Consider the following 23,246-nt stretch of genomic DNA (forward strand, 5'->3'; position numbering starts at 1 on the left):
TATAGAATATTCGTTGAGGAATGAGATATTCGACTCCGGCCGGAGTCGTATTGTTTCCACCGTTGTGTTTTCTATAGACATTCAAATCCTCCGGATTTGGGGTGTGGTAGCCGATTGTGTTTTCAATGGATATTCAAATTCGTCGGATTTGATTTTTGTTCTGCATTGCGACAGGCACCAGCTTTGGGTTTTGTGCTTTGCCCTTCATGCGGCTCATGTTATACAAACGCCCGCCTGACTGAAGCATTCGGGCAGGGCTTGCTTTATCGTGCGCACCCATTGAAAAGCATTCATTCAAGCTAAAAATAAAAAATGAAACACGCATCCCTGATGCCAGCGGCATCAAATGTTTATAGAATATTTGTTGAGGGATGAGGTATTCGACTCCGGCTGGAGTCGTATTTCCTCGGCACAATCTGTTTTCTACAGACATTCAAATCCGCCGGATTTGTGGTTTGGTGGCTGATTGTGTTTTCAATGGATATGCAAATCCGCCGGATTTGATTTTTGTTCCGTATTGTGACAGGCACCAGCTTCGGGCTTGGTGTTTTTGCCCTTAATGCGGCTCATAAAGAAAGTTCTTTTCGCAGCATATCGAGAAACCGCTGTACCAGCGTCCGGATTTCGGAAAAGCCCTTGCTTTTTTGGCTGCTTCCGGGGCAAAGGTAGAGCCGGCGGTTTACTTCGAGCATCAGCGAGTGCACCTGCGGCGCCGTGCGGTAAAAGGCCAGGGGCACCATGGAGCCGCTGTAGGGCCGGTCGATTTCGACCGAATAGCCCCGTTCGCGGAAAAATGCCGCGGCACACCCGGCCAATTCCGGCGGTGTATGAAACCAATCGGTACCAATGTTAAAATCGGGGCGCGGGAGGCTTTGGTCCGGATCGCGTTGCAGCGGAACATCGGGGAAGGAGTGCGCATCCACAATCAGGCAGCGGGAATGTTGCTCTAGTTCGGTTTGCACGGCGCGGGTAAGCCTTGCGTGGTGCGGAAAGTAATACCTGTCGAGTACCTGTTGCCGGAAAGCGGGGCTTACTTCCCGCAGCCGGCCGCCGTTGTCGAGGCCCTGGTACAACACTCCCATACCCCGGGCGGCCATGGGTTCGTGGCGGTCGTCGGAAAAACGTTCCACATCGCAAAACACCCGCGAAAAAGGCGCCCGAACGAGGTGATCGTGGTCGTTGCCAAACAGTTCGTCGGTGTGCCAGTCGGTAAGCCGGAGCAGCTCGGCATCAAGCGTTTCAGTGTTTACCACATAGCCTGTAAAATCGGGAATATGCGTAGACGCATGGGGAAGGTGAAGAATAAGTTGTTGCATTGTGCACAAATTTTATGGTTAAACCTTGTGCATCATGAATGGCCGGAAAAAGGTCTGAATTGAAATTTTTTTGACAGACTGTCCGCATGCTAAACCACCGTGGCTTTTCCTGCTCGGTTGGCGCCGGATTACTCCGGGCTCATGATGCTGGAGTAAAGATGTTTAATTAATTTGAAAAAGACAAGAGGGGAGATAGTCGCAGTTGGCAGTCGCAGTTTACAGTCTCAGTATTCAGTCTCAGTTGGCAGGGGTGCTGAAGCGATCTTCCTTGCCGGATACGTGATGCGGAGGGATTGAAGGATTGAAGGACGGAGGGATTGACGGAGGGGGTGCAGCCATCCAAAAGAAATAACAGAGATTGCTTCGTCGTGCCTCCTCGCAATGACAATTACTCGTTTAATAAATGGCAGCGGACCGTGCAGTTTCCTGCCGGGAATAAGATTTTTGTGGTCCGCTGCTTTTGCCCCCCACATAGTACGCGTCATTGCGATCCCGAGGTATCGGGAGAAGCAATCTGAATTCCCGGATACCTAATGCTGAGGGATTGAAGGACTGAAGGACAGAGGGATTGACGGAGGGGGTGCAGCCATCCAACAGGAATAACAGAGATTGCTTCGTCGTTCCTCCTGGCAATGACCAAGATATTATAGAAGTCTGGCAGCGGACCGTGGAGTTTTCTGCCGGGAATAAGATTTTCGTGGTCCGCTGCTTTTGCCCCCCACATAGTACGCGTCATTGCTTCTCCCGAGGTATCGGGAGAAGCAATCTGAATTCCCGGATACTTAATGCGGAGGAATTGAAGGATTGAAGGACAGAGGGATTGAAGGAGGGGGTGAAGCCATCCAAAAGAAATAACAGGGATTGCTTCGTCGTTCCTCCTCGCAAAGACCAAGATTTTATAGAAGTCTGGCAGCGGACCGTGGAGTTTTCTGCCGGGAATAAGATTTTCGTGGTCCGCTGCTTTTGCCCCCCACATAGCGCGCGTCATTGCTTCTCCCGAGGTATCGGGAGAAGCAATCTGAATTCCCGGATACTTAATGCGGAGGAATTGAAGGATTGAAGGACAGAGGGATTGAAGGAGGGGGTGAAGCCATCCAAAAGAAATAACAGGGATTGCTTCGTCGTTCCTCCTCGCAAAGACCAAGATTTTATAGAAGTCTGGCAGCGGACCGTGGAGTTTTCTGCCGGGAATAAGATTTTCGTGGTCCGCTGCTTTTGCCCCCCACATAGCGCGCGTCATTGCGATCCCGAGGTCTCGGGGGAAGCGATCTGAAACAGATGATAATAACTTATGATTTTGAAGAAGGTTGCTTTGGTCTCCGTCAACTGACAGATCCTTCGTAAAGACGAGACAGCAGGATAAAATAGAGATTGCTTCGTCGTTCCTCCTCGCAAAGACAATTACTCGTTTAGTAAATGGCAGCGGACCGTGGAGTTTTCTGCCGGGAATAAGATTTTTGTGGTCCGCTGCTTTTGATCCCCACATAGCACGCGTCATTGCGATCCCGAGGTATCGGGAGAAGCAATCTGAATTCCCGGATACCTAATGCTGAGGGATTGAAGGACGGAAGGATTGAGTGAAGGCATAATACCCGATGATGCCAGTCTCGGTTTGCAGGGGTGCTGAAATCTGCAACCGACATTCGTTCATCAACAATCGGGATTCTTTTCCTGGCTCGTGGCTCGCAGCTCATCGCTCACAGCTTTTCTTCCATTGAAACCCTGGCTGCGTCAACACAGTAAAAACACATAACAACGATTACCCGGTTTTAAATCATACCAGCCATGGAACAATTCAAGAACAACGTCAAAAAACGGATCGACTACCTGGGCATGGAGATTGCCTGGATGCTTCGGGAGCACGGCAAAACGGTGGTGGGAGAAGTAAGCGTAAAACAACTGCTGGGGGGCATGCGCGGACTTACCGCCCTGGTGTGCAACACCTCGTATGTTGACCCGTACCGCGGTTTGTTTATCAGCGATTATGCGATTCCCGAGTTTGAAGACAAGCTGCCCGAAGAGATCTTTTACCTGCTGTGTGCGGGAAAATTTCCCAACGAAACCGAACTGGCCGAACTGCAGGAGGAACTTGCTTTCCGGGCCGAACTTCCGGACTACCTGTGGACCTTTATCCGGCAGCTTCCGCGCCACCTGCACCCCATGACCATGTTTAGCCTGTGTGTGCTGGCCCTCGAAGGAGAGTCGGTGTTTAAACAAAAGTACGAAGCGGGCGAACTGGGCAAGTCGGAGTACTGGGAATACATGCTGGAAGATGCCGTGAGCCTGCTCGCAAAACTGCCGGCCCTTGCTGCGGCGATCTACCGTATCCACCTCTTGCGGGAAGAGCCCATGGATTACCATCCCTCGCTCGATTGGGGGAGTAACCTGGCGCATATGCTGGGCGTGAATCCCGAGCTTTCGTTTGCCGAACTGGTGCGGCTGTACATGGTGCTGCACTGCGACCACGAAGGCGGCAATGTGAGCGCGTTTACCTCGCGGGTGGTGAACTCGGCGCTGTCGAACCTTTACTATGCCACTTCGGCGGGTCTGAACGGGCTGGCGGGGCCGCTTCACGGACTGGCCAACCAGGTGTGCCTGCGGTTTATCCGCGGTATTCACGAACGTTTTGGCGAATCGCCAGGAACCGATCAGCTCGACGCTTTTGTGAGGGAAGAGCTCGATGCCGGGCGGGTCATTCCGGGCTACGGGCATGCGGTGCTTCGGGTGACCGATCCGCGGTTTACGGCTTTTATGGAGTTTGGGAACCGCCATTGTCCGAATTCGCCCTTCCTGCAAACCGTCAAGAAACTGTACTACGTGGTGCCCAACATCCTGAAAACCTACAAGGAAGGAAAGGTGGCCAACCCTTACCCCAATGTGGATGCGATCTCGGGAACGCTGTTGTACCAGTTCGGGATCAGTCATTTTGATTTCTATACCGTGATGTTTGGGATTTCGCGCACCTTTGGTTTCTGTGCGCAAAGCATTATCGCCTTGGGACTGAACCAGCCCATTATCCGGCCCAAAAGTGTTACCAACAAATGGTTGATGGATGCGCTGGAGCGGGCGGAGTAAAAGTGAGCAGAGGTATAATCAGGAACCTTTCTCCTCCTGTCAGGAGGAGTACGCTGACCGATGGGAATGAGGTCAGTGGGAGGTGGTTGTATTCGTTTTGTTGGATAAGTAGGTGGGGAATGGAAAAAGAGCAGTACCACCCCGTCAGCGAATTGGAGTTTGTTTTATATGGCTAGTTTAGTGTCGCTGCTCCCTTAACCCCCTTTGTCGGCCTCGCTAAAGCCATACGCTGACATTTCCCCCAAATGGGGGAAAGAATTTGGAAGATTGGTTTTTGGGAGGGGAAACTGGCCTTTCTATTAGAGGATATTGCCAGGGAGAGTAGGTAATGAGTAGCCGATGAAGTATAAACAGTTCATTTTCCATAACTTTAAGCTATGAAACTCCACAACCGGACATACCTGAAGAAAATACGGAAACATCTCCGCAATCATTCCACTTCGGCGGAGGCAGCTTGCTGGGATCTGCTGAAACACCGGCAGGTGGGCGGACATAAGTTTAGACGGCAGCATTCCATCGGAAAATACATCGTTGACTTTTTCTGTAATGAGCTTCAGCTGGCAATTGAATTGGACGGAGAGCCGCATGCCGACATTCAGAACATTATGCGTGATGAGGACCGCGACGAAAAGTTGAAGGGTTGGGGAATAACTGTCTTGCGGTATGAAAATCGCTGGGTTTTTGAATATCCAGAAGTGATTCGGCAAGATATTCTGGAATTTGGGGAGAAGAAGCGGACGGGAAAATGAGTTGACCACCCCGTCAGCGAATTGATGTTTGTTTTTATATGGCAAGTTTAGCGTCGCTGACACCCCTCCTGGGAGGAGGGGAAACTATCATTTTTACGATTAGATTTTATTATTAGGAACATTTCTCCTCCTGCGAGGAGGAGTACGCAGTCGGAGTATGCGAAGGCTGTGGGAGGTGGTGATTTTAAGTGATTTGGATTGGAGGAAGGAAGTTGTACAACTCCGTCCACGAGGATTCGCTGACATCCTCAACCCCCTTTGTCATCCTCGCTAAAGCCTTACGCTGACATTTCTCCCAAACGGGGGAAAGAACTTGGAAAATTGGTTTTTGGGAGGGGAAACTGTCTTTTTTGAGTTGCAAATCGATATTCAAAAAAGAAACAGCCACCTGTATCAACTTCGGGTTTTATTCCTTTTGTCAAGACAAGTGGCTGCTTCCGGGAACGGGTTCCCTTATGATGCTGGCTGTTTAATCATCGTCGTGGCCGTTCCCATGGTCGTCGTCGTAGCCATCGTGGTCATCATCGTCGCCGTGGTGTTTGTGTTTGTAGCGGGTACGGCAGTCGTGCGCGAGGTTGCTAACCACCACCTGGTAAATCTCCGGGTTGCTGTTGGCCGAGATCACAATCACCCCATCGGTTGGGTCGGCATTGTCGAGGTCGGCCGGGTCCACGTCTGCCATCAGCTGGTCGAGGTACATTTGTATCACCGAAGTAACATCGATGCCTTCGTCGGTCACTTCCACGTTTTCCTTTTCAGTTTTGAAGTAGACATCTTTTGTTACGCGCACTTCTATAGGCCAGCTACCTGCATCGTTTTTGTAGGTTCCGCCAAGGAAAAACACAGGGTCGCCGCCCGCATCTTCTTTCTTCCCTTCAATTTTGAGTTCAATCTCGTCGTAAGTTCCGGGCGAAAGCACAAAATTACCAAGCGTAAGTTCGTTGTTCAGCAGGTCGACCCACTCCGAGCCGTGCCATTTGTATTCGATTTCGATCGAGTCTTCGTCGGTGAGCTGGCTTTTTAATTCAGCTTCAAACTTAATGGTGGATACCAGTAAATGAGCCGTATCCCAGACAATGGAATCAGTTTCTACCGCGGCCGATTTAAGCGTTCCCTGAACAGGGAGTGCAAAGCGCGGATTCAATGCTTCAAACTGAACACCAAATTCAGAAGTTCCGTCGTTTTTACTGTCGTCTTTCTGGCAGGCGGTAAACACCATGGCAAGGGCCAAAAAAACAAGCGTTGCATTTTTCATTCTTCTCATACTTCTTTTTTAATCAAATAATTTTTCGTGGCTAGCCACGGGTTTTCCTTGTATTCTCCCCTGAATCTCAGGTTGTGTATAGGCAAACGCAAAAGCGCTTTCATTATTTTAATACCAAAAGGTTTCTTTTTTTCGAGAGGGGCACTTTATCGTCGCAGGCATTGTCAAAGCTGCGTTTATGGGTGTCTGTTTCCGGAAAAATGAACAGGGATTTGAGGGATCTTTGTGTAGGTCCCCGTTGTTCCCCCTTCTATATATTTATCGGAATGATGTTTCATTTTAAACTTATTCGCGGGGATTATGTTGAATGGCTTAGTACCGTTTGCTTTCTGCGTGTAACGTGCAAATAAGCCTGTTGAAGAATGTACTTAAGAAGATTGATTTACAGGAATAGATGCGGTGTTTTTCAAAAAAATACTAATTTTCAGCTCTATTAAAAGATAGAAGCACACGGGGAAATTCAAAAAGATAGGGTTAATGAAAAGAATTGCGTGGCAGTACTGTTTCCTGGTACTTTTTTGTATGCAGGCCTTTTCTTTGTACGCCAATGAGCAGGCCCGGTATGAGTCCAGAATAGACAGCCTGCGGAAAGAAATTGAATCAAAATCGGGCGAGCATGCAGTGGAGGCTCAACTGGAACTGGCCTTGCTAAAAGTGGGGACCGACAAGCCGGAGGCTCAGCAACTGGCGGATGCCGCTTTACTGGCCGCCAAAGAGTCGGGAAACCAAGCGCTGTTGATGAAAGCCTGTTATGTACAGGGCAGGGTACTTCTTGAAAAGGAACGTTACGAAGCGTCGCAGGCTTTTATGGACACCGCTTTGGTACTGGCCACCGAACTAAACGACACCTGGTACAAAGGGGAAATCCTGTACCGGATGGGAACCAACTACCATTTTTTGAGCGATGAAATTGGCGCGTTGAAATCGTTTAACGAAGCGGTTCAGGCATGTCGCTTATCCGATAATTACAAAACGCTGGGCTCGGCTTACTCCATGATGGGAACCATCTTCCGGATGAACGGTTTGTACGACCGCGCCATCGAATACATCATTAAGTCGGAGTTGAACTACGAAAAAGCCGGGTTTACCGAAGGAAGTGCGTGGGCCGACTACCTCTTGGGCCGTACCTATGCCGATCTGGGACTTCAGAAAGAAGCGCTGGAGTACTTTGAGAAGTCGCTGGAATTGTACAAAAAGCTGTCAAAAATTGATGGCGACGAAGGGGGATTGGCGATTTGCTATGCCCAGATTGCCTTGCTTAACATCGCTTCGGAAGAGTACGACGAGGCACGTAACAACATCGAGAATACCCGAAAGATCTATGCGGAAAAAGGATCGAAGTTTGGCATGTCGAACGTATATAAAGACCTGGGAATACTCGAATATTCACTCGGAAATTACCAGTTGGCGGAAAGCAATTTAAGAACCGCGGTGGAGATGAAAGAAGGGCTAAACGAAGTGCTGAGTTCTTCGGTTATTTTTGAATACCTGGGTTTGAGTTTGATCGGGCAGGGACAGGTGGAAGAAGGGATTGAAATCATTAAAAAAGGCTTGGAGCTGGCCATTACGAACGACCAGAAAAAAATTCAGCTTGATATTTACGGGAAACTGACCCGGGCCTACCTGGATATGGGCGATCTTAAAAGTGCCATTGATTGCCAGAACAAGCAAATCCGGATCCAGGACCTGATTCTGGCAGGAGGCGGAAACATCAAAGCCAGCCAGTTGTCGGCTATGTATGAGATCGACCAAAAGAACAACCAGATTGCCGAACTGGAAAAGCAAAACAAAATCAACGAGTTAAGTATCCGGGAACAACGGATCATCCGAAACTTTATGCTTAGCGCGGTTGTGCTGGCCTTTCTGATTGCCGGGGTAATCCTTTGGTTTTACCGGAAACTGAGATACACCAACCGCGAGCTGTTTGAAGCCAATGCTGCCAAAGACCGGTTTTTTGCGATTATTTCGCACGACCTGCGCGGGCCTACCGGGTCGCTGACTTCTTTTTTGCAGCACCTGAACTCTCATTTTGATCAATTTAGCCAGCAAGAACTAAGGGAGATGGTAGCCATCCTGTGCCAATCTTCCGAAAATGTAAGCCAGTTACTGGAGAACCTGCTGATATGGGCGCAATCGCAATCCGAAAAAATAGAATACCGTCCGGAAAGGTTGAGCCTTACTGATTGTATCGACAGCGTGGTGAAGGGGTTGTCGCAAATGGCCGAACACAAAGAAATTGACATTCGTTTTGAGCGGGAACAGGACCTGGTGGTTTTTGCCGACCGGAATATGCTGCAGACCATTTTGCGCAACGTGCTTAGCAACGCCATCAAGTTTACGCGCAGGGGAGGGCATGTAAGTATTCATCCGGAAATGAGCCGGAGTAACGCCGTTCTGGTTCGTATAGCGGATACCGGTGTGGGAATTGAAAAGTCGAAACTTGCCAGTATTTTTGATATCAGCAATTCGTACCACACCCACGGTACCGAAAATGAAATGAGTACCGGCCTGGGCTTGATCCTGGTAAAGGATTTTATCGAGAAAAACCGGGGAAGTATCTCGATTGAAAGCGAGCAGGAGAAAGGTACCACCGTTTCGTTTACTCTTCCGGCAACAGCGCCCGGAGCCTGAATGTAATTCGGCTTCCGAAAGAGCGGGCAACCGGCGTAACCAAAGCTTTGTCGGGTGCGACAACAGCGCGGCTCGCCAATCAACAAGTATTAACATAAAAAATTGGACGTCAGAGTGCTTGATGCGAGGTGTTTTTTATAACATTGTAAACGCTTTCCGTTAAACGCTTGGAAGCCGCATTGCATATGAAAGAAGAACAACTCACCATCGACCGGATTGAAGTATACCAGTCGCCGATCAAACTAAAAGAACCCTTTGTTATTTCGCTGGGGCCCTTGGCATATGCCCAGAACCTCATGGTTGTGATCCGCACCCGTGAAGGGATTGCTGGCTTTGGTGAGTGCAGCCCGTTTATGACCATTAACGGCGAAAGCATGGAAACGGCTTTTGTGGTTTCGAAATACCTGGCGCAAATGCTGCTGGGGCAGAATCCGCTGGACATTGCGGCCTGTTCGGCTGCCATGGACCGTGTTATCTTTGGAAATTCGAGTGTAAAAAGTGCCTTTGATATCGCGCTGTACGACATAGCCGCCCAACAGGCAGGCGTTCCTTTGTACAAATACCTCGGGGGCGACAATACCCGGCAACTGGTAACCGATTACACGGTAAGCCTGGGCAGCCGGGAGAAGATGGTGAGCGATGCACTAAAGATCAAAGCTGCCGGATACCAGGTGATCAAAGTAAAACTGGGAGAGAACGGCGAGCGGGATATTGAACGGATTCGCGCGATACGGGAAGCCATCGGAAATGAGATTCCGTTGCGTTTAGACGCCAACCAGGGGTGGGGAACCGATGAGGCCATCCGTGTTTTGCAGGCACTCGAACCGCACAACATCCAGTTTTGCGAAGAGCCTATTCCGCGCTGGGATTTTATGGACCTGCGAAAGGTAAGGCAGCAGTCGGGGATACCGGTGATGGGCGACGAATCGTGTTGCGACCACAACGATGCCAGGCGCCTGATTGACCTGGAAGCTTGCGACATGTTTAACATCAAACTGGGAAAATCGGCGGGCATTTTCAAGGCCTTAAAAATCAAAGAACTTGCTGAAGAGGCAAACATGCCTTTGCAGGTCGGCGGTTTCCTGGAATCGCGGCTGGGTTTCACCGCTTCGGCACATTTTGCACTGGCCGGGAAAACCATTGTTTTCAACGATTTTGATACGCCACTGATGCTGGAAGAAGATCCGGTGATCGGGGGAATCTCGTACGGCGAAAACGGCAAGGTTACTGTGCCGGAAGCGCCGGGGCTGGGATTAAGCGTGGATCCCGGATTTCTGAAAAAGCAGGTTTCGGCGGTGTTTTCCTAGTCGTGATTATCACTGTTTTTTTACGTGAAGCTTGCTGCTTGTGGCTTGTAGCTGTTTCCCCGGACTCTAAACCCGCATTTGAAAATGCGTCGGTTGAAAATTCGTTAGCTTAAAACTTTTGTTCGTGCTTGTTGTTGCTTAGGTAGCTATCAGAAAGGAAGCATCTTGATGCAAAGTTTTTATTAAAGCAGAACAACCATGCTGGAATTTACGAAGACGGACAAAATGGTGCACCTGGTGCAAAACAACCACAGTTTATTGCCGGTGATTCACCGCTTTGGAATCAGGTTGGGATTTGGCAATAAAACCGTGGAAGAGCTTTGCTCTGTTTACGGGGTCAACACCGATTTCTTTTTGGCAATTGTGAACACCTTTCACAACAAAAATTATTTTCCAAAGGCGCAATTGCTTTCCTTTTCGCCTTTGCTGATCGTTGACTATCTCAAAAAGACACATGCCTACTATGTGGGCTTTTCTTTGCCACAGATCGAAGAACTGATTCACCAGCTTTTGTTGAGTACCCCGCAGCAAAACAGTGAAATGAAAATGATCGAGACCTTTTACCTGGCTTACAAGCGAAAGTTACTCGAACATCTGAAAGAGGAAGAGGAAACGATTTTTCCGTACGTAGAAATGCTGGTTTTAAAGCCGCAGGAGGTAGAGCACCGGAATTTTGATTTCAATTTTGAAAAGGAACACGAGCACGTGGATTTCGAGTTGAACGACCTGAAGAAACTGATTCTGAAATACCTGGTTCCGGAATACGATGAGTGGGTGTGTAACAAACTGATGGAGGAAATATACCGGTTTGAGAAAGACATGCACGACCATTCGCGAATGGAAGATGCCATTCTGATTCCACACGTTTTGCATCTGATGAAAACCGCGGAGTAATGGGACAGACTGTGATCATTATCTATCCGGCAGAGCTGGTTCGCCGCGGGCTGGTTTCGGCACTTGAAGACTTTCAGGGGGCCCGGATCGTTAGCGTCGCAACTTTCCCGGAAGTGCGTTTGCAGGATTATGCATCGGTAGCAAAGCTTTTGCTGATTGTTCCGGCCAACTGTGAGTGTACAGGCGATTTGCTGGAGTTACGAACCCGGATTGGCGAGCACCTGCTGATCGGGATTGTTTCCAGCGAAAATGAAAAATACAACCAGGATACGTTTGACAAAGTGCTGCCGCTGGATACACCCGCCCGGCAACTGCGAAAAGCAGTCGAACGTTTTTTTGAACAGGAAGATGCGGCGTTGAACGACGAACTTACCGCCCGCGAAAAAGAAGTACTGCGTTTGATCGCCCTTGGAAACACCAACAAAGCCATTGCCGAGAGTCTTTTTATCAGTACGCACACGGTTATCTCGCACCGGAAAAACATTACTGAAAAGCTGGGTATCAAGTCCATCCCTGGGCTTACCGTTTATGCCATTATCCAGAAAATAGTGGCTCCCACCGATATTTCGGCTGACCATTTGTCGTAAAAAAATTCACTGGCGCCCTCCAAAAAATCCCTACATGTTGGGATATTATTTTGAATCGTTCAAAATAATTTTGCCCCCGAATAAATCACTCTATTGTTATGAAAAGAAATACAAAGACTATTTTAATGGCAACGCTGTTGTTTTTTAGTGTTGCCGCTATGGCCCAAAATACCGATAATAGCTCCGAATTTAATGCTGCCGAATCCCTGTTGAATTCAGGATCGAACCTGTCGATCGGGGGGTATGCACAAATCGATTTCAACCAGCCGGTTGTAGACGGTGAGCGACGAAATTCCACGCTGGATATCCATCGCCTGGTGCTGCTCTTTGGCTATCGTTTTAATGAGAAAACCAGTTTCGTGAGCGAAATTGAGCTGGAGCATGTACAGGAAGTGTATGTGGAGCAGGCATTTATGAATCACGAGTTTTTGCCCTGGCTGAACCTGCGTGGCGGTTTGATGCTGGTGCCGATGGGAATTCAGAACGAATACCACGAACCTCCCACATACAACGGAGTGGAGCGTACCAACCTCGACAGCAAAATTGTGCCCACCACCTGGCGTGAAATCGGACTGGGATTTGCCGGCCGTTTCGACCAGGCTTCGATGAAATACCAGCTGTATGTGATGAACGGCTTTAACGGTTACGACGGAGCGGGTAAGTTTCGTGGTTCTGACGGCTTCCGGAAAGGAAGGCAAAAAGGAGCCGAATCGTTTATGAGTTCGCCAACAGTGGCTGCCCGTGTTGATTATTATGGCATTCGCGGCCTAAAGCTGGGAGCCAGCACTTACCTGGGAAAATCGCAGTCGAGCCTTTACGACGGACTGGACAAAGACGATGATATGGCACTTGCACAGGCTGATTCTTCGGTCATTAACATCGCCATGCTTGGTTTGGACGCCCGTTACCGGAACGGTGGTTTTGAGGCACGTGGTCAGTTTAATGTGGCAAATGTTTCCAATACCGCAGAGTACAACGATTTTACGGGTGCTGATCTGGGAAGCCAGATGCTGGGCTGGTACCTCGAAGCCGGTTACGATGTTTTCCACGGCATTCAGAACGGGCAACGACTGGTTCCGTTTGTGCGCTACGAGCGTTACAACACACATGCGAAAACAGCCGGAAGTCTGGCTGAAAATAAGTCTTTCGACCGTACCGATGTTACCATTGGCGCGGGTTGGTGGCTGGCCACAGGGGCTGTGCTGAAAGCCGATTATCAGTTTTTTGATACCGCTGCCGGAAGTGCTGGAGGCCAGTTTAATATGGGAATCGGAATCTGGTTCTAAACGATTGAAACATGTTACGTATCTTAATTTTTGTATGCTTTATAACTGTTGCCGGTGTCAATGACCCGGCAGCAGATTTTTACCCGGAGGAGAAAGCCGTCGGGCAACTTGAAAAGAACCTGAAGACCAAGGATGTGGAGGTTTTAGAGCGCTTTGATTTAACTGCACAGGTTAAAAACGGGCGGAGAACCGTGGCTTACCGGTTCAAATACGATCATAAACCGGCCACCTTTTTTGCGGTTTTTACCGAATCAAAGGGGCGCTACGATCTGTTTGATTACCTGATTATCACGGACAAGGAAGGAACAATACAATCGGTGAGTTTGCTGAGGTACCGGTCGGAGCACGGTGGTGAAATCGCCTCGCGCAAATGGCTTTCGCAATTTGAAGCTTACTCGGGTGGTCGCCTGATCTATGGAGAAGATATTTCCGCGATTTCGGGTGCAACACGTTCGGCCATGTCCATAACCCGCGATATTCCCGAGGTTATTCAGTTGCTTCAAACCTCCCTGGTAAAGAAGTAAAACCGGGGGTTGGGTATTTTCTGCCCAAACAGGGCGGAAGAAGCCACATATTTGTTGGTAGAATTGTGGGCTTATAATCTTCTGGGGGATAGTTTCTTAAGCAGAAGAGGGCATTGCTGTGCCCAGGTTGTTTGACTTCTTGCGTGGAGATATTATGTGAAATCTCATAATTTCTGTTAATTTCAACGCCCTTTAACAGTCATTTTATGAGTACACTGCTCCGTATTGGAACCATTGTGGTGCTTTTCGCCTTTTTAGCCTATTCTTTAGGTATTTACCGGGAACATCGCAAACGACTTCTCACAAAATCCATCTTGTTTTTTATCACTTTAGGTGTTGTTCTCGACATTACCGCAACCGTTTATATGATCCTCGGATCATCAGAAGGGGCTTTTACACTCCACGGAATTCTGGGTTACCTGGCTCTGGCGGGTATGTTCACCGATGCGGTTTTACTGTGGCGGATACGTATCAAAGAAGGCCTGTACAACCGCATTCCGAAGAAGATTCATCTTTATTCGCGTTATGCTTATTTGTGGTGGGTGCTAGCCTTTATTACCGGCGGTTTGCTGGTGATGCTGGGATAATGCACATTTTCGCTCTTGATTCAATCAAGATGAAAATCAAGACCAAACATTAATAAGCTATAGGAAATCTTAGACTTCATCTCTCACAACGAGGATGTTGCAGCTTTCTATTATCGTTTGCCCAGCAATTGATCGGCTGAAATTTTGCCCGGTCCGGAGAACAAAAGCACCACAAAACTAAGCAGGTATAACAAAGCCATCTCCTTGCGTGCAAACGGATCGGCACCGTGAGCAATAAACGCTGCTACCGACATGGTCACAATCAGCGGAATGGTTGCGAGCCGTGTTCCAAGTCCCAAAATCAGCAAAATAGAACAGAAGAATTCAGCAAAAACTGTGAGTCCAAGTGAAATGCCGGGGCCGAGTCCAAACGGATCGGCAAACTGAAATTCTCCGGACAGCAAACGCTGAAGTTTCGGATAGCCGTGGGTGAGCATAAAAGCTCCTGTTCCCACGCGAAGGATCAGTAAGGAAAAGTGGGTGGCAGACGGGTGTAATCGGGTTGAAAAAATCTTCTTCATGGCTTGTAATTATGAATGATTAATTACCCCACTTAACAATCATAAAAAAGATTTGTTGGTAGAAACAGCGTTACAATCACCGATTTTTTGAAGTTGTGTTCAAAATAAATTTGTTTCATCGGGCCAGGGCACAGGTTGCTTGCTTGCTTTAAAAAGCGGTCGTTGTGCGTCCACGCTTCTGAGGTATTCGCCCAATTTCACAGCCAGTTCCTTTACTTTAGCGGGTTGCTGTTCTGCCAGGTTATTCAGTTCCCCAATGTCTTCACTGATGTTGAATAATTCAAAGCGCTGGTCGGCATAATAATAGATCAGTTTCCAGTCGCCGCTCCGGATGGTACAGGTCGCCCCGATTCCCGGTCCGCTTGGGCCCCAGTTGTTGGGGAAATTCCAGAAAAGATCGCGGTTTTCGTTGTTGGGTGCGTCGTTTTTCAGCACCGGCACAAAGCTCATCCCATCCACCGTTTGTACGGTTTGATAGTTGCTAACTCCTGCCATTTCAAGAATGGTCGGGAAGAAATCCTCGATAATGACCATTTTATCGGTCTTGGTTTTTGGTTGAACCACTCCCGGCCATTTTACGATCATCGGTTCGCGGATTCCGCCTTCGTAAGCCGAGCCTTTTCCGCTGTTAAGCGGTTTGTTGCTGGCATGCACGGCTTCCCTGGGTTTAAGGCTGAATCCTCCGTTGTCGGACATAAAAAGGATGATCGTATTTTCTGTCAAGTCATTTTCATCTAGGTAGTTCATCAGGTCTCCGAGGCTTTTGTCCATGCCTTCCACCATCGAAGCATAGCGAGCTTCGGCATCGGTTAAGCCTGCATCCAGGTATTTTTGGTAAAACCGCTTATCGGCATACAAGGGAACATGTACCGCATAATGCGACATGTATAAGTAAAAAGGTTGATTCGAATCGCGGGCAGAATCCAATGCATGGATGGCTTCCAGCGTTAGTGCCTCGGTTAGAAAAATGCTGTCGCCGTGGTACTTTTCCAATCCCGGAATCCCCCAGGGTTCGGAGTGGCCTCCTTTTTCCTTGTTGCCAAAGTTTTCGCTACCGTAATAACTTCCGGGACCGCCCGCGGCATGCCCGGCAATGTTTACATCAAACCCGCAATTCAACGGATCGGCCGCCGGCGTGGTCATGGCGCCAAAGTGCGCTTTCCCGCAATGGATGGTAAAATAACCGTTGTCGAGTAATAGCTGAGGCAGCAATGTTGCATAAGTGGCATTTTCGATGGAATCTACCGGTTGAATGCCGTTTACACTCCATTGAGGATAGCTAAGCACCGGGTGTTCAGAATCCACCGACTGGTTTCTTCTGAGTGTCCAGTTGGTGACGCGGTGGCGGGCAGCATTCATGCCACTCATCAGGCTCACACGGGTGGGTGAGCATACTGAACTGGCATAGGCCTGGGTAAACATCATTCCACCATCGGCCAGTTTCTCCATGGCCGGAGTATGGTAGCGCCGGTTAAATTCGGTCTCTTCGGTCCAGAAAGGAACAGAGGTATCCTGCCAACCCATATCGTCTACCATAAACATGATGATATTGGGTTTGTTTTGAGTCTCTTTTTGTTGATCGGAAGTTGTACAACTGTTTGCCAAAGCAAAAGAAATCAGCACGATAAATAAGCTGATTGCCCTTTGGACCGAAGTATGAATCGTCATAAGTAAAGTTTTTTTGAGTCCTTTACTGACAAAGAAAGTGAATTGTGATCTAAAAAAATGGATTCTTTTTAGTTTTTATGACTCAGGCTTTGGTTGGAGCGCATGCCAGTCCAGGTTCCGCCACCACTGGTTTGGTCGTCGTAGCCCCAGGTTCCTGAAAAAGAAGAACCTTTGGCTTTTAAAATGCCTCTGCCGCTGGTTTTTCCCCAGGTCCAGTTGTAGTGCAGTGCGTCGTTCTCAATTAAACCCTGAAGTTCGGCTACTCCCACGCCAAAACTAAAACGGCCGTTCACCCGGTTTCCTTTCCGGTAGAATACGGCGGTGGAGGCAAGTGCTTCTTTTTCACCGTTTTTTAACTGACGTTCGTGTTCCCCCTTGTACAAACCGGAAAAAGGCAAGTCTGAAAATACTGCATCTGAATATTCTGATTCGGTAATTGCATTTTCGCCCGGGCGTCGTGGATAAAGCGAAGAAAGATCGATGGCCAGCGCATGCCCGGTAAGAAAGGTTTGCATCTCGGGGGCTTCGATGATTTCGGCTATTTTTTGGGCTTCCAAACCGATGCCTTTGGTCAGTTGTGCCGATTTGTAAAAATCAGGTTCAGCGCCCACAAACGACTCCGGATCCAGGATCAGTTCATTGGCGATTACTTTTAAGCGGTCAGAAGAGACCGGATGAGTGGAGGTGCGCAGGTAGTTTTCCCAATCACCCTGGTTGGTAAAATCGCCCCGATGACCAAAGAAGTTGGTAAAAAGCGTAAACAGCAAGATCATTCCTCCCGGCATGGTTCCAATTCTCCGGAACATATCGGTTGCAAAAGCATCGGCCTGCTGCTCGTATTTTTGCGAAGTTTCAAACGAAACACTGTCGTAGGAAGGGTGTTGAAAAACGATGTGCCCCAGCTCGTGACCGAGTATCCACACAATAATGGATTTGAGCAGTTTCTGCGAAACATCGTCCACCCACTGGTCGCTTTCCCAAGCTTTTTCCGGAACATGCAGCGCTTTGATCGGATCGGGAATCTGCCCGGCAGGAAAGCGGTTCAAACCGTATTTCAGCACCGAAAGATAATCTACCAGTGTTTCCTGGCTGTAGCCGTTTCGTTCGAGCCAGGCCGAAGCTACCGAAAGATCGTCGATAAATTTAACCGACGAGATGGGAGCATAAATAACCTTGTTCTGCACATCGGCATAAAACGAAAATGGAGTGTCAGAGAATTGCGGATGTGGCTTGAGCGGAATTTCCAGTCGTACACCAAACGCATTGAAGCGTTCGGGCGCATAAAGTTTTGCCAGCATCAGGTTATTAAAGTTCCACCGGATATTATCGGGGTACCGGGTGGCGTAGTATTGCAATACAGGATCGGGGTAAATGTTGGAGTAATTGTTTTTCATGGCTGAATGATTTTATTTTCCCTGAAAGAATTTGGCTGCCTCCAGAATTTCATCTGGAACCGGCTCCGGGCAGCCTCGCTTGAGCCAGTTGTCAAAGTCGGGGTATTCGCCCCACTGTTCGTCCCAAACCGAAGCCATCAGCGATTGCCGGGTGTTGTTTAATGCAGTTTCAAATTCGAGCCTTAGATTATTCGGAACCGGTTCCCCGGAATTCAGTTTATCCAAAATACGCGAATACGTCCGAAAGTCTTTCTGGTAGTTGGCTCTAATGTTGATCGAAGCCTCCGATTGCCTGTCTGCTTTCTGAAGAAACTGAAAAGTGGTTGTAGTTTCCGTTTGTTGACCATTATTATTGGTGACAGTTTTCTGTGTTTTTGCTTGCGTGACGATCGAATAAACCGTAATCACCGCACCAAAAAGTGCAAAGAACACACCCGGTCCCACGTTGGCCATCATAAATTTTTTGTTGGCCCATTCGAGGTTGGCGGTTCCTTCAGCCGGTGCATCGGGGGCAAACAGGAACAACAAAAAACCGAGGATGATGCAAATTACTGCAATGCCCAAGGCCAGCAGACGTTCGTGCGCACGTTTTCGAATAAGAAGTTCATTGGTATCCATAACTTTGATCTAATGGGTTTTAGGACAATCAATTGACCCGTTTCCAACAAGTTACGAATTATTGGTTCTGAAAACAATACAAGCTGCTGAACCTGTTGTGAGCAGGATGTTGTCGAATCAGGGGTGTAAAAGATGAAGAAGCTTTTCTTCTTATGAAAGCCGCGCGTTGATAAATTTTAGCTGTTGTTCCAGCATAGCTACTTTTTTCATTTTGTACCCGGCTTTTTGGGCGGCTTTTACGGGTGCCGAATAAATGGCTTCCACTTCCAGTGTGCGTTTGTTGTCGAAATCGAGTTTCATGCTGGGTGCATAAGGCTCCATTTTCATGGTCATGTTGATCATTTTATGCGGCAGATCGTTGTCGAGGTTATACCCGCATTTTTGGGCGGCTTCCACCACTTCCTGCATCATTTCGTGCGACAGTTCACGAATCGATTCATTTTCCAGCAGGCGGTCGGTGTTGGAATTCAGAACAACGCACATCCCGTTAAAAGGAACATTCCAAACCAGTTTGTGCCACCGGGCATATCCCAGGCTTTCGGCTACGTGGGCGTCCACCCCGGCCTTGCAAAAATCAGTGCAAACCTGTTCCAATTGCTCTTTGTTCCCGCGGTACAAGCCCAGGTTGATGCGGCCCAAATCCAAATGAGAAATTACACCGGGGCTGTTTTTCTGTGCACAAATAAATGCGAGTCCGCCGGCAATGTTGGTGTGGGGTAATTCTGCGGCCAGCTTTTCTTCAACACCCAGTCCGTTTTGAATCAGAACCACCAGGCTGTTTTCGTGCAAAATCGGTCTTAAAAGTGATGCCAACTGATGGTTGGCCGTCGTTTTCAAGCCCACCAGGATTACATCGCATGCAGGCATGTCGGTGGTTGAATGGTAGGCATGAACAGGATTTAACAGAAAATCTCCGTCTACAGAGTTAATTTGCAGTCCGTTTTTCTTAACCTGCTCAAAATCGCTTCTGAACAGGAAATGAACTTCGTTTCCGGCTTTGGCCAGCTTTCCTCCGTAGAATCCCCCAATGGCCCCGGTTCCGATAACTGCATATTTTAATCCCATGACACCTTTTCTAAAAAACTGATTTCAAAAATAGCCGGAAAGCAATCGTTTGGGTAAAACAAGGGATAGCAGGAAAGAAGAGTTAACGAAAAGATTTGATAAAAAGCCGATTCAAACAGAAGCGACTTCTTTGAAGCTGCTCGTTTGAGAGATATAATATAAATGTCGAATGTAACTGATGTACTTATGCTTGCTGTAGAATAATTGGTAGCTTTTTCCGGTACTATATAAGAGGGCGTTCTACTCAAAATATGTTGTTTAACACATTCTAGTCATTCAAAATATAATAAATTTATGCAATCGATTGCATTTATGTGTGTGGATTAAAGTTTATTCAACACGTTATGTTAGTTGGTAAGTGATTGATTTTGTGTGAATTGAGTTTGCAATGATTGAAAATGCAAAACTACGAATCGCTGGAGTCAAAAGGGATGTCGATTTTTGGACGAAGTCAGGATGCACAACGCTGGACGATTTACCGGATGAACAATCATGCGCACAACGTTTTAACGGTAAACGATGAGTTGCAGAAAGTATCGGGCTATGCAAAAATTGATAAATTCTCGGATGCTGAAAATTTTAGGTTTGCTGTTTCCGATATCTCGTCGGTTTATAAAGATCTGTTGAAAAAAGCAGTTCGCGGTGTTGCTATCAAAGACGAAAAATACGTGGTGGTTCGTGATGAGATTGAGACGCCTGGCAATGCAGTTAAGATAAAGTGGGCGATCTTCACTTTTGCAGATGTTGAGCTGGGAGAAAAGTCTGCTACACTTGCCATTGGTGATAAAAGATTGTATCTGAGGGTGGAAGGTCTTCAAAACCTGACCATGAAAACATGGAGCACCGCTCCCACCAACGACTACGATGCGCAAAATCCGGGAACGGTTATGGTGGGCTTTGAATGCGAAATTCCTGCAAACACTTCCAAGAGTTTTGAAGTATTGCTGGTTCCTGATAAATATGCCAACGAGGCCTTGCCTTTAGACAAAACATTAAGTAACTGGTGATTTTTTAAGATGAAAAAGAATAAAATCGTTTGGCTTGTTTTCCTGTTGTTTCCGCTTCTTGAGCTTACGGCACAACAAAGTAATCCACATATTTTGGTTAAGCCGGAAGATAAACAAGTGGTATTAGACAAAATCGACAAACAACCGTGGGCAAAAACCATTTTCGACAACATGCGAAAGAACGTGGAAGCCTATGCTGATCGCCATCAAACCGATAAACAGTGGATTTTGAGCCGTTACCTGATGAACCGCGTTCCAGGCAAGCGCTATACAACGGTTTATTCCGACAATTCGGGCAAAAAACTGATTAAGTGGGAGGGTGATGCCCCAGTCCCCACGGTAAGGGTGAATACTTATTTGCGCACACCCATAACGGAAAAAGGCAGTTCGTATCAAAAGCCAGCCATCGAGGAGCTTGTAGCCAACGATACCTGTAGGTTGATGTTCCTGTTTAATCCCGAGACGGGTGAAAAGGAGTGGGTCGATCCGCAGGCTTATATCACCTCGATCAACAGTGACATTAACAAACTGGCACAGGATGCTGCTATTATTTACTGGCTCACCGGCGAGGAAAAGTTTGCGACTTTTGCTGCCGACATTGTTGATCAATGGGCAAAAGGCGCCTATTACCAGGAACCTATTGTTGGACCGTGCCGTACCGGTTTTCTCGACATGCAGACTCTCGGTGATGCAGCTTCCCGTTCGTTGATTGTAGCCTACGATTTTATCAAGCCATTTATGAGGCAGATGAATTATGACCTCAGTTATTATGATACGGTGTTTGAGAAGATTGCATCAACTTTGGCTTTTCGTGGTTACTGGAATAACAACTGGTACGCTGCCGAAAGCTCAACCATGGTTTTTGCGGCACTGAGCCTTGAAGATCCGCAAAAAAGGGATTATTATCTTCAGTTTTTTCTTGAAAAAGATACCATCAACGGTAGTTGCGGGCAACTGGCGTTACCATCAACGGTAGAAAAATGGCTCACTCACGACGGGCATTGGAAAGAACCGGGAGGTTATCACAATTATCCGGTGGGCAATCTTTTGGTTGCAGCGCTCGCCCTCGAAAATAATGGTTTTGATGTTTTTCTTCAGTTTCCTGCCCTCTTCAGGGCTTCCTATGCCATGTTAAAATATTCGTTCCCAAATCTTACGGTTTCTGCTTTTGGAGATACAGGACGGTCTTCGCAAAGCGCAGAATCGCTGGAAATAGGATTGATTGGAGCGGTAAAGCATAAACAGCCCGAATTGCCAGAGATGCTGGCATCAATGAAAAAACTGATGGATGGCGGTAAATACCGGCGAGATGATTCAGGATTCGTAGGCTTACTTTGTTATCTACCCGAAATACCGGAAGCAACTTCATCGTTCGAATGGCCCAGAACCGGGACACTCGATTTTGCGCGGTATTTTCTGCAACGTAACGGTACCGATCCAAAAACCGGATTGATGGTGGGCGTTCAGGGAGCTACATACAACCACAACCATTGCAACGGAATGGCCATGGAATTGTATGGTCTGGGTGAAGTAATGGGAATTGATGCTGGCACGGGCCCGAATTACGAACATCCGATGCACCGCAATTATTACAGCCAGTGGGCTGCACATAACACTGTGGTGGCTGCCGGTGCTTCCAGTTCTGTTCCTTTCAGCGGTTCGGCCGGCACAAAACAAATCGGGGAGATCGAATTGGTGGCTATGGAACCCATGCCCGACAAAGAAGCAGTGTCGCCCGATTATTCGTTTACCGATACCCGGTATTTTGATAAATCCACGAACACGAACCAGTTAAGGATCCTGGCCGTTGTGCGCACTTCACCTTCGTCGGGATATTATGTAGATATCTTTCGCTCCGACAATAAGGTGAGTAACGATTATGTGTATCACAACATGGGCGACGATCTTATTTTTACCGATACAAGCAACAATGTTTTAAAAACGATTTCGACGAGCTATCCGCTGACCGAAAGGGATTATCCCGGATTCCGCTTTTTCACCGATGTAAAAAAGCTGGAAAATTATGCCGGAAATATTACTGCGCTGTTTACCGTCAAAGAAAATCAACTCCCGGATAAATATATGCAGGTGCTTGTTCCGGAGGCAAAAGACAGAACCTACTACACCGCATTTTCACCCAAGGTAAAAACGGCTGGGAATCGGTATAAAAGTCTTCCGCAACCTGTTGTTACTGTTCATGCTCAGGGAGAAGCCTGGGATGAGCCTTTTATTGCCGTTTTCGAACCTTTTGAGGGGACTGGAAACCAATCGATCAAGGCGGTAGAAAAAATAGAGGAACTAAGCAGTTCCCAAAACACAGTGTTGAAAGTTTATAACAGGAATAACACGGAGCAGATTGTTTTGCAGGGAAACGATTGTGAGGCGAAAATCGATGGAAAAGATATCCGGTTCCGGGGTTATTTCGGAATCGTTTCGTTAAAAAACAACCAGCCGGAACACCTCTACCTGGGCAAAGGAAAGGAAATCGGATACGGTCCGGTGTCGCTGAAAGCCGAAAAGGAGCATATCTCTGCTGAGATTCGAAAAATTGATAACAACTCCTATTGGGTGAATTGTACCCATCCCATGAAACTTATTCTGGAGAATTCAACGATAAAAGAAGTCATTTTGGATATAAACGGTTTATCGCAGAAAATAACAACAGAACCTGCCGGAAAGGGAATGTCGGTTTCAATCCCTTCGGTTATGGGTGCAGTGGTGAAATGGTAAGAGAAACAAATTATTGAAACAAT

At 47.7% G+C, this 23,246-nt stretch carries 20 protein-coding genes and 1 riboswitch; of the genes, 11 read left to right on the plus strand and 9 right to left on the minus strand.

Annotated elements, in window-relative coordinates:
• Nucleotides 1-133: 133 nt before the first annotated feature.
• From D1614_RS09210 to D1614_RS09225, 3 genes are all read right to left on the minus strand, one after another.
• A complete protein-coding gene (locus D1614_RS09210) occupies nt 134-433 on the minus strand; it encodes a hypothetical protein (protein WP_147384135.1) in 300 nt (99 codons plus the stop codon).
• Nucleotides 434-566: 133 nt separating this feature from the next.
• Nucleotides 567-1,316, minus strand: coding sequence for an N-formylglutamate amidohydrolase (locus D1614_RS09215; protein ID WP_119437623.1), 750 nt, complete (start codon nt 1,314-1,316; stop codon nt 567-569).
• A 56-nt stretch (nt 1,317-1,372) separates the two neighbouring features.
• Nucleotides 1,373-1,469: riboswitch (SAM-I-IV-variant riboswitch) on the minus strand.
• 328 nt (nt 1,470-1,797) lie between these two features.
• Complete coding sequence (locus D1614_RS09225; protein WP_147384137.1) at nt 1,798-2,802, minus strand: hypothetical protein; 1,005 nt, start codon at nt 2,800-2,802, stop codon at nt 1,798-1,800.
• A gap of 299 nt (nt 2,803-3,101) precedes the next feature.
• Here D1614_RS09225 and D1614_RS09230 point away from each other — a divergent pair, with 299 nt between their 5' ends.
• Together D1614_RS09230 and D1614_RS09235 are read left to right on the plus strand one after the other, a co-directional pair.
• Entirely contained in the window at nt 3,102-4,391 is a 1,290-nt protein-coding gene (locus D1614_RS09230; protein WP_119437626.1) for a citrate (Si)-synthase, read from the plus strand.
• 377 nt (nt 4,392-4,768) lie between these two features.
• Entirely contained in the window at nt 4,769-5,140 is a 372-nt protein-coding gene (locus D1614_RS09235) for an endonuclease domain-containing protein (protein WP_119437627.1), read from the plus strand.
• Between the two features lie 469 nt (nt 5,141-5,609).
• On the opposite strand, the gene D1614_RS09245 is transcribed toward D1614_RS09235, so the two are convergent.
• Nucleotides 5,610-6,404 (minus strand): hypothetical protein, encoded by a 795-nt coding sequence (locus tag D1614_RS09245; RefSeq protein WP_147384139.1) that lies wholly within the window; start codon nt 6,402-6,404, stop codon nt 5,610-5,612.
• 477 nt (nt 6,405-6,881) lie between these two features.
• Between D1614_RS09245 and D1614_RS09250 the strand changes: the two genes are divergently transcribed.
• From D1614_RS09250 to D1614_RS09280, 7 genes are all read left to right on the plus strand, one after another.
• Entirely contained in the window at nt 6,882-9,035 is a 2,154-nt protein-coding gene (locus tag D1614_RS09250; protein ID WP_119437630.1) for an ATP-binding protein, read from the plus strand.
• A 185-nt stretch (nt 9,036-9,220) separates the two neighbouring features.
• Nucleotides 9,221-10,342 (plus strand): mandelate racemase/muconate lactonizing enzyme family protein, encoded by a 1,122-nt coding sequence (locus D1614_RS09255; RefSeq protein WP_119437631.1) that lies wholly within the window; start codon nt 9,221-9,223, stop codon nt 10,340-10,342.
• A 198-nt stretch (nt 10,343-10,540) separates the two neighbouring features.
• Nucleotides 10,541-11,236: a hemerythrin domain-containing protein gene (locus tag D1614_RS09260; protein ID WP_119437632.1), complete on the plus strand. Its 696-nt coding sequence runs from the start codon at nt 10,541-10,543 to the stop codon at nt 11,234-11,236.
• A complete protein-coding gene (locus D1614_RS26415; RefSeq protein ID WP_119437633.1) occupies nt 11,236-11,823 on the plus strand; it encodes a helix-turn-helix transcriptional regulator in 588 nt (195 codons plus the stop codon). The genes D1614_RS09260 and D1614_RS26415 overlap by 1 nt, the downstream gene beginning before the upstream one ends.
• Nucleotides 11,824-11,921: 98 nt before the next feature.
• A complete protein-coding gene (locus D1614_RS09270; protein ID WP_206609965.1) occupies nt 11,922-13,109 on the plus strand; it encodes a putative porin in 1,188 nt (395 codons plus the stop codon).
• Nucleotides 13,110-13,120: 11 nt separating this feature from the next.
• The gene (locus tag D1614_RS09275) at nt 13,121-13,633 is read left to right on the plus strand and encodes an FMN-binding protein (protein ID WP_119437634.1); all 513 of its coding nucleotides are present in this window, start codon (nt 13,121-13,123) and stop codon (nt 13,631-13,633) included.
• Nucleotides 13,634-13,839: 206 nt separating this feature from the next.
• Entirely contained in the window at nt 13,840-14,220 is a 381-nt protein-coding gene (locus D1614_RS09280; protein ID WP_119437635.1) for a hypothetical protein, read from the plus strand.
• A gap of 110 nt (nt 14,221-14,330) precedes the next feature.
• Here the strand turns inward: D1614_RS09280 and D1614_RS09285 are convergent, their stop codons facing one another.
• The 5 genes from D1614_RS09285 to D1614_RS09305 all read right to left on the minus strand — a co-directional run bounded on the left by D1614_RS09285 (nt 14,331) and on the right by D1614_RS09305 (nt 19,486).
• The gene (locus D1614_RS09285) at nt 14,331-14,741 is read right to left on the minus strand and encodes a DoxX family protein (RefSeq protein WP_119437636.1); all 411 of its coding nucleotides are present in this window, start codon (nt 14,739-14,741) and stop codon (nt 14,331-14,333) included.
• Nucleotides 14,742-14,840: 99 nt separating this feature from the next.
• Nucleotides 14,841-16,409 carry a sulfatase gene (locus D1614_RS09290; protein ID WP_119437637.1) on the minus strand — a complete coding sequence of 523 codons (1,569 nt, stop codon included), beginning with the start codon at nt 16,407-16,409 and terminating at the stop codon, nt 14,841-14,843.
• Nucleotides 16,410-16,477: 68 nt separating this feature from the next.
• Nucleotides 16,478-17,803 (minus strand): phage exclusion protein Lit family protein, encoded by a 1,326-nt coding sequence (locus D1614_RS09295; protein ID WP_119437638.1) that lies wholly within the window; start codon nt 17,801-17,803, stop codon nt 16,478-16,480.
• 12 nt (nt 17,804-17,815) lie between these two features.
• Nucleotides 17,816-18,421 (minus strand): hypothetical protein, encoded by a 606-nt coding sequence (locus tag D1614_RS09300; protein WP_119437639.1) that lies wholly within the window; start codon nt 18,419-18,421, stop codon nt 17,816-17,818.
• A gap of 150 nt (nt 18,422-18,571) precedes the next feature.
• Entirely contained in the window at nt 18,572-19,486 is a 915-nt protein-coding gene (locus tag D1614_RS09305) for a putative 2-dehydropantoate 2-reductase (protein ID WP_119437640.1), read from the minus strand.
• A 398-nt stretch (nt 19,487-19,884) separates the two neighbouring features.
• Here D1614_RS09305 and D1614_RS09310 point away from each other — a divergent pair, with 398 nt between their 5' ends.
• Both D1614_RS09310 and D1614_RS09315 read left to right on the plus strand, forming a co-directional pair.
• Entirely contained in the window at nt 19,885-20,493 is a 609-nt protein-coding gene (locus D1614_RS09310; RefSeq protein WP_119437641.1) for a heparinase II/III family protein, read from the plus strand.
• Between the two features lie 9 nt (nt 20,494-20,502).
• Nucleotides 20,503-23,223, plus strand: a complete 2,721-nt coding sequence (locus D1614_RS09315; protein ID WP_119437642.1) for an endo-acting ulvan lysase-like protein — start codon at nt 20,503-20,505, stop codon at nt 23,221-23,223.
• Nucleotides 23,224-23,246 lie beyond the last annotated feature (23 nt).

Origin of the sequence: Maribellus luteus, from assembly GCF_003576475.1 — a bacterium.
GTDB lineage: Bacteria > Bacteroidota > Bacteroidia > Bacteroidales > Prolixibacteraceae > Draconibacterium > Draconibacterium luteum.

What these genes read in the sequence shown, in the direction of transcription:
- D1614_RS09235 (WP_119437627.1), top strand. Translation starts at nt 4,769, where the DNA reads ATGAAACTCCACAACCGGACATACCTGAAGAAAATACGGAAACATCTC.
- D1614_RS09315 (WP_119437642.1), top strand. Translation starts at nt 20,503, where the DNA reads ATGAAAAAGAATAAAATCGTTTGGCTTGTTTTCCTGTTGTTTCCGCTT.
- D1614_RS26415 (WP_119437633.1), top strand. Translation starts at nt 11,236, where the DNA reads ATGGGACAGACTGTGATCATTATCTATCCGGCAGAGCTGGTTCGCCGC.
- D1614_RS09300 (WP_119437639.1), bottom strand. Translation starts at nt 18,421, where the DNA reads ATGGATACCAATGAACTTCTTATTCGAAAACGTGCGCACGAACGTCTG.
- D1614_RS09255 (WP_119437631.1), top strand. Translation starts at nt 9,221, where the DNA reads ATGAAAGAAGAACAACTCACCATCGACCGGATTGAAGTATACCAGTCG.
- D1614_RS09230 (WP_119437626.1), top strand. Translation starts at nt 3,102, where the DNA reads ATGGAACAATTCAAGAACAACGTCAAAAAACGGATCGACTACCTGGGC.
- D1614_RS09270 (WP_206609965.1), top strand. Translation starts at nt 11,922, where the DNA reads ATGAAAAGAAATACAAAGACTATTTTAATGGCAACGCTGTTGTTTTTT.
- D1614_RS09225 (WP_147384137.1), bottom strand. Translation starts at nt 2,802, where the DNA reads ATGTGGGGATCAAAAGCAGCGGACCACAAAAATCTTATTCCCGGCAGA.
- D1614_RS09305 (WP_119437640.1), bottom strand. Translation starts at nt 19,486, where the DNA reads ATGGGATTAAAATATGCAGTTATCGGAACCGGGGCCATTGGGGGATTC.
- D1614_RS09285 (WP_119437636.1), bottom strand. Translation starts at nt 14,741, where the DNA reads ATGAAGAAGATTTTTTCAACCCGATTACACCCGTCTGCCACCCACTTT.
- D1614_RS09245 (WP_147384139.1), bottom strand. Translation starts at nt 6,404, where the DNA reads ATGAGAAGAATGAAAAATGCAACGCTTGTTTTTTTGGCCCTTGCCATG.
- D1614_RS09210 (WP_147384135.1), bottom strand. Translation starts at nt 433, where the DNA reads ATGTCTGTAGAAAACAGATTGTGCCGAGGAAATACGACTCCAGCCGGA.
- D1614_RS09290 (WP_119437637.1), bottom strand. Translation starts at nt 16,409, where the DNA reads ATGACGATTCATACTTCGGTCCAAAGGGCAATCAGCTTATTTATCGTG.
- D1614_RS09250 (WP_119437630.1), top strand. Translation starts at nt 6,882, where the DNA reads ATGAAAAGAATTGCGTGGCAGTACTGTTTCCTGGTACTTTTTTGTATG.
- D1614_RS09275 (WP_119437634.1), top strand. Translation starts at nt 13,121, where the DNA reads ATGTTACGTATCTTAATTTTTGTATGCTTTATAACTGTTGCCGGTGTC.
- D1614_RS09310 (WP_119437641.1), top strand. Translation starts at nt 19,885, where the DNA reads ATGCAAAACTACGAATCGCTGGAGTCAAAAGGGATGTCGATTTTTGGA.
- D1614_RS09280 (WP_119437635.1), top strand. Translation starts at nt 13,840, where the DNA reads ATGAGTACACTGCTCCGTATTGGAACCATTGTGGTGCTTTTCGCCTTT.
- D1614_RS09260 (WP_119437632.1), top strand. Translation starts at nt 10,541, where the DNA reads ATGCTGGAATTTACGAAGACGGACAAAATGGTGCACCTGGTGCAAAAC.
- D1614_RS09295 (WP_119437638.1), bottom strand. Translation starts at nt 17,803, where the DNA reads ATGAAAAACAATTACTCCAACATTTACCCCGATCCTGTATTGCAATAC.
- D1614_RS09215 (WP_119437623.1), bottom strand. Translation starts at nt 1,316, where the DNA reads ATGCAACAACTTATTCTTCACCTTCCCCATGCGTCTACGCATATTCCC.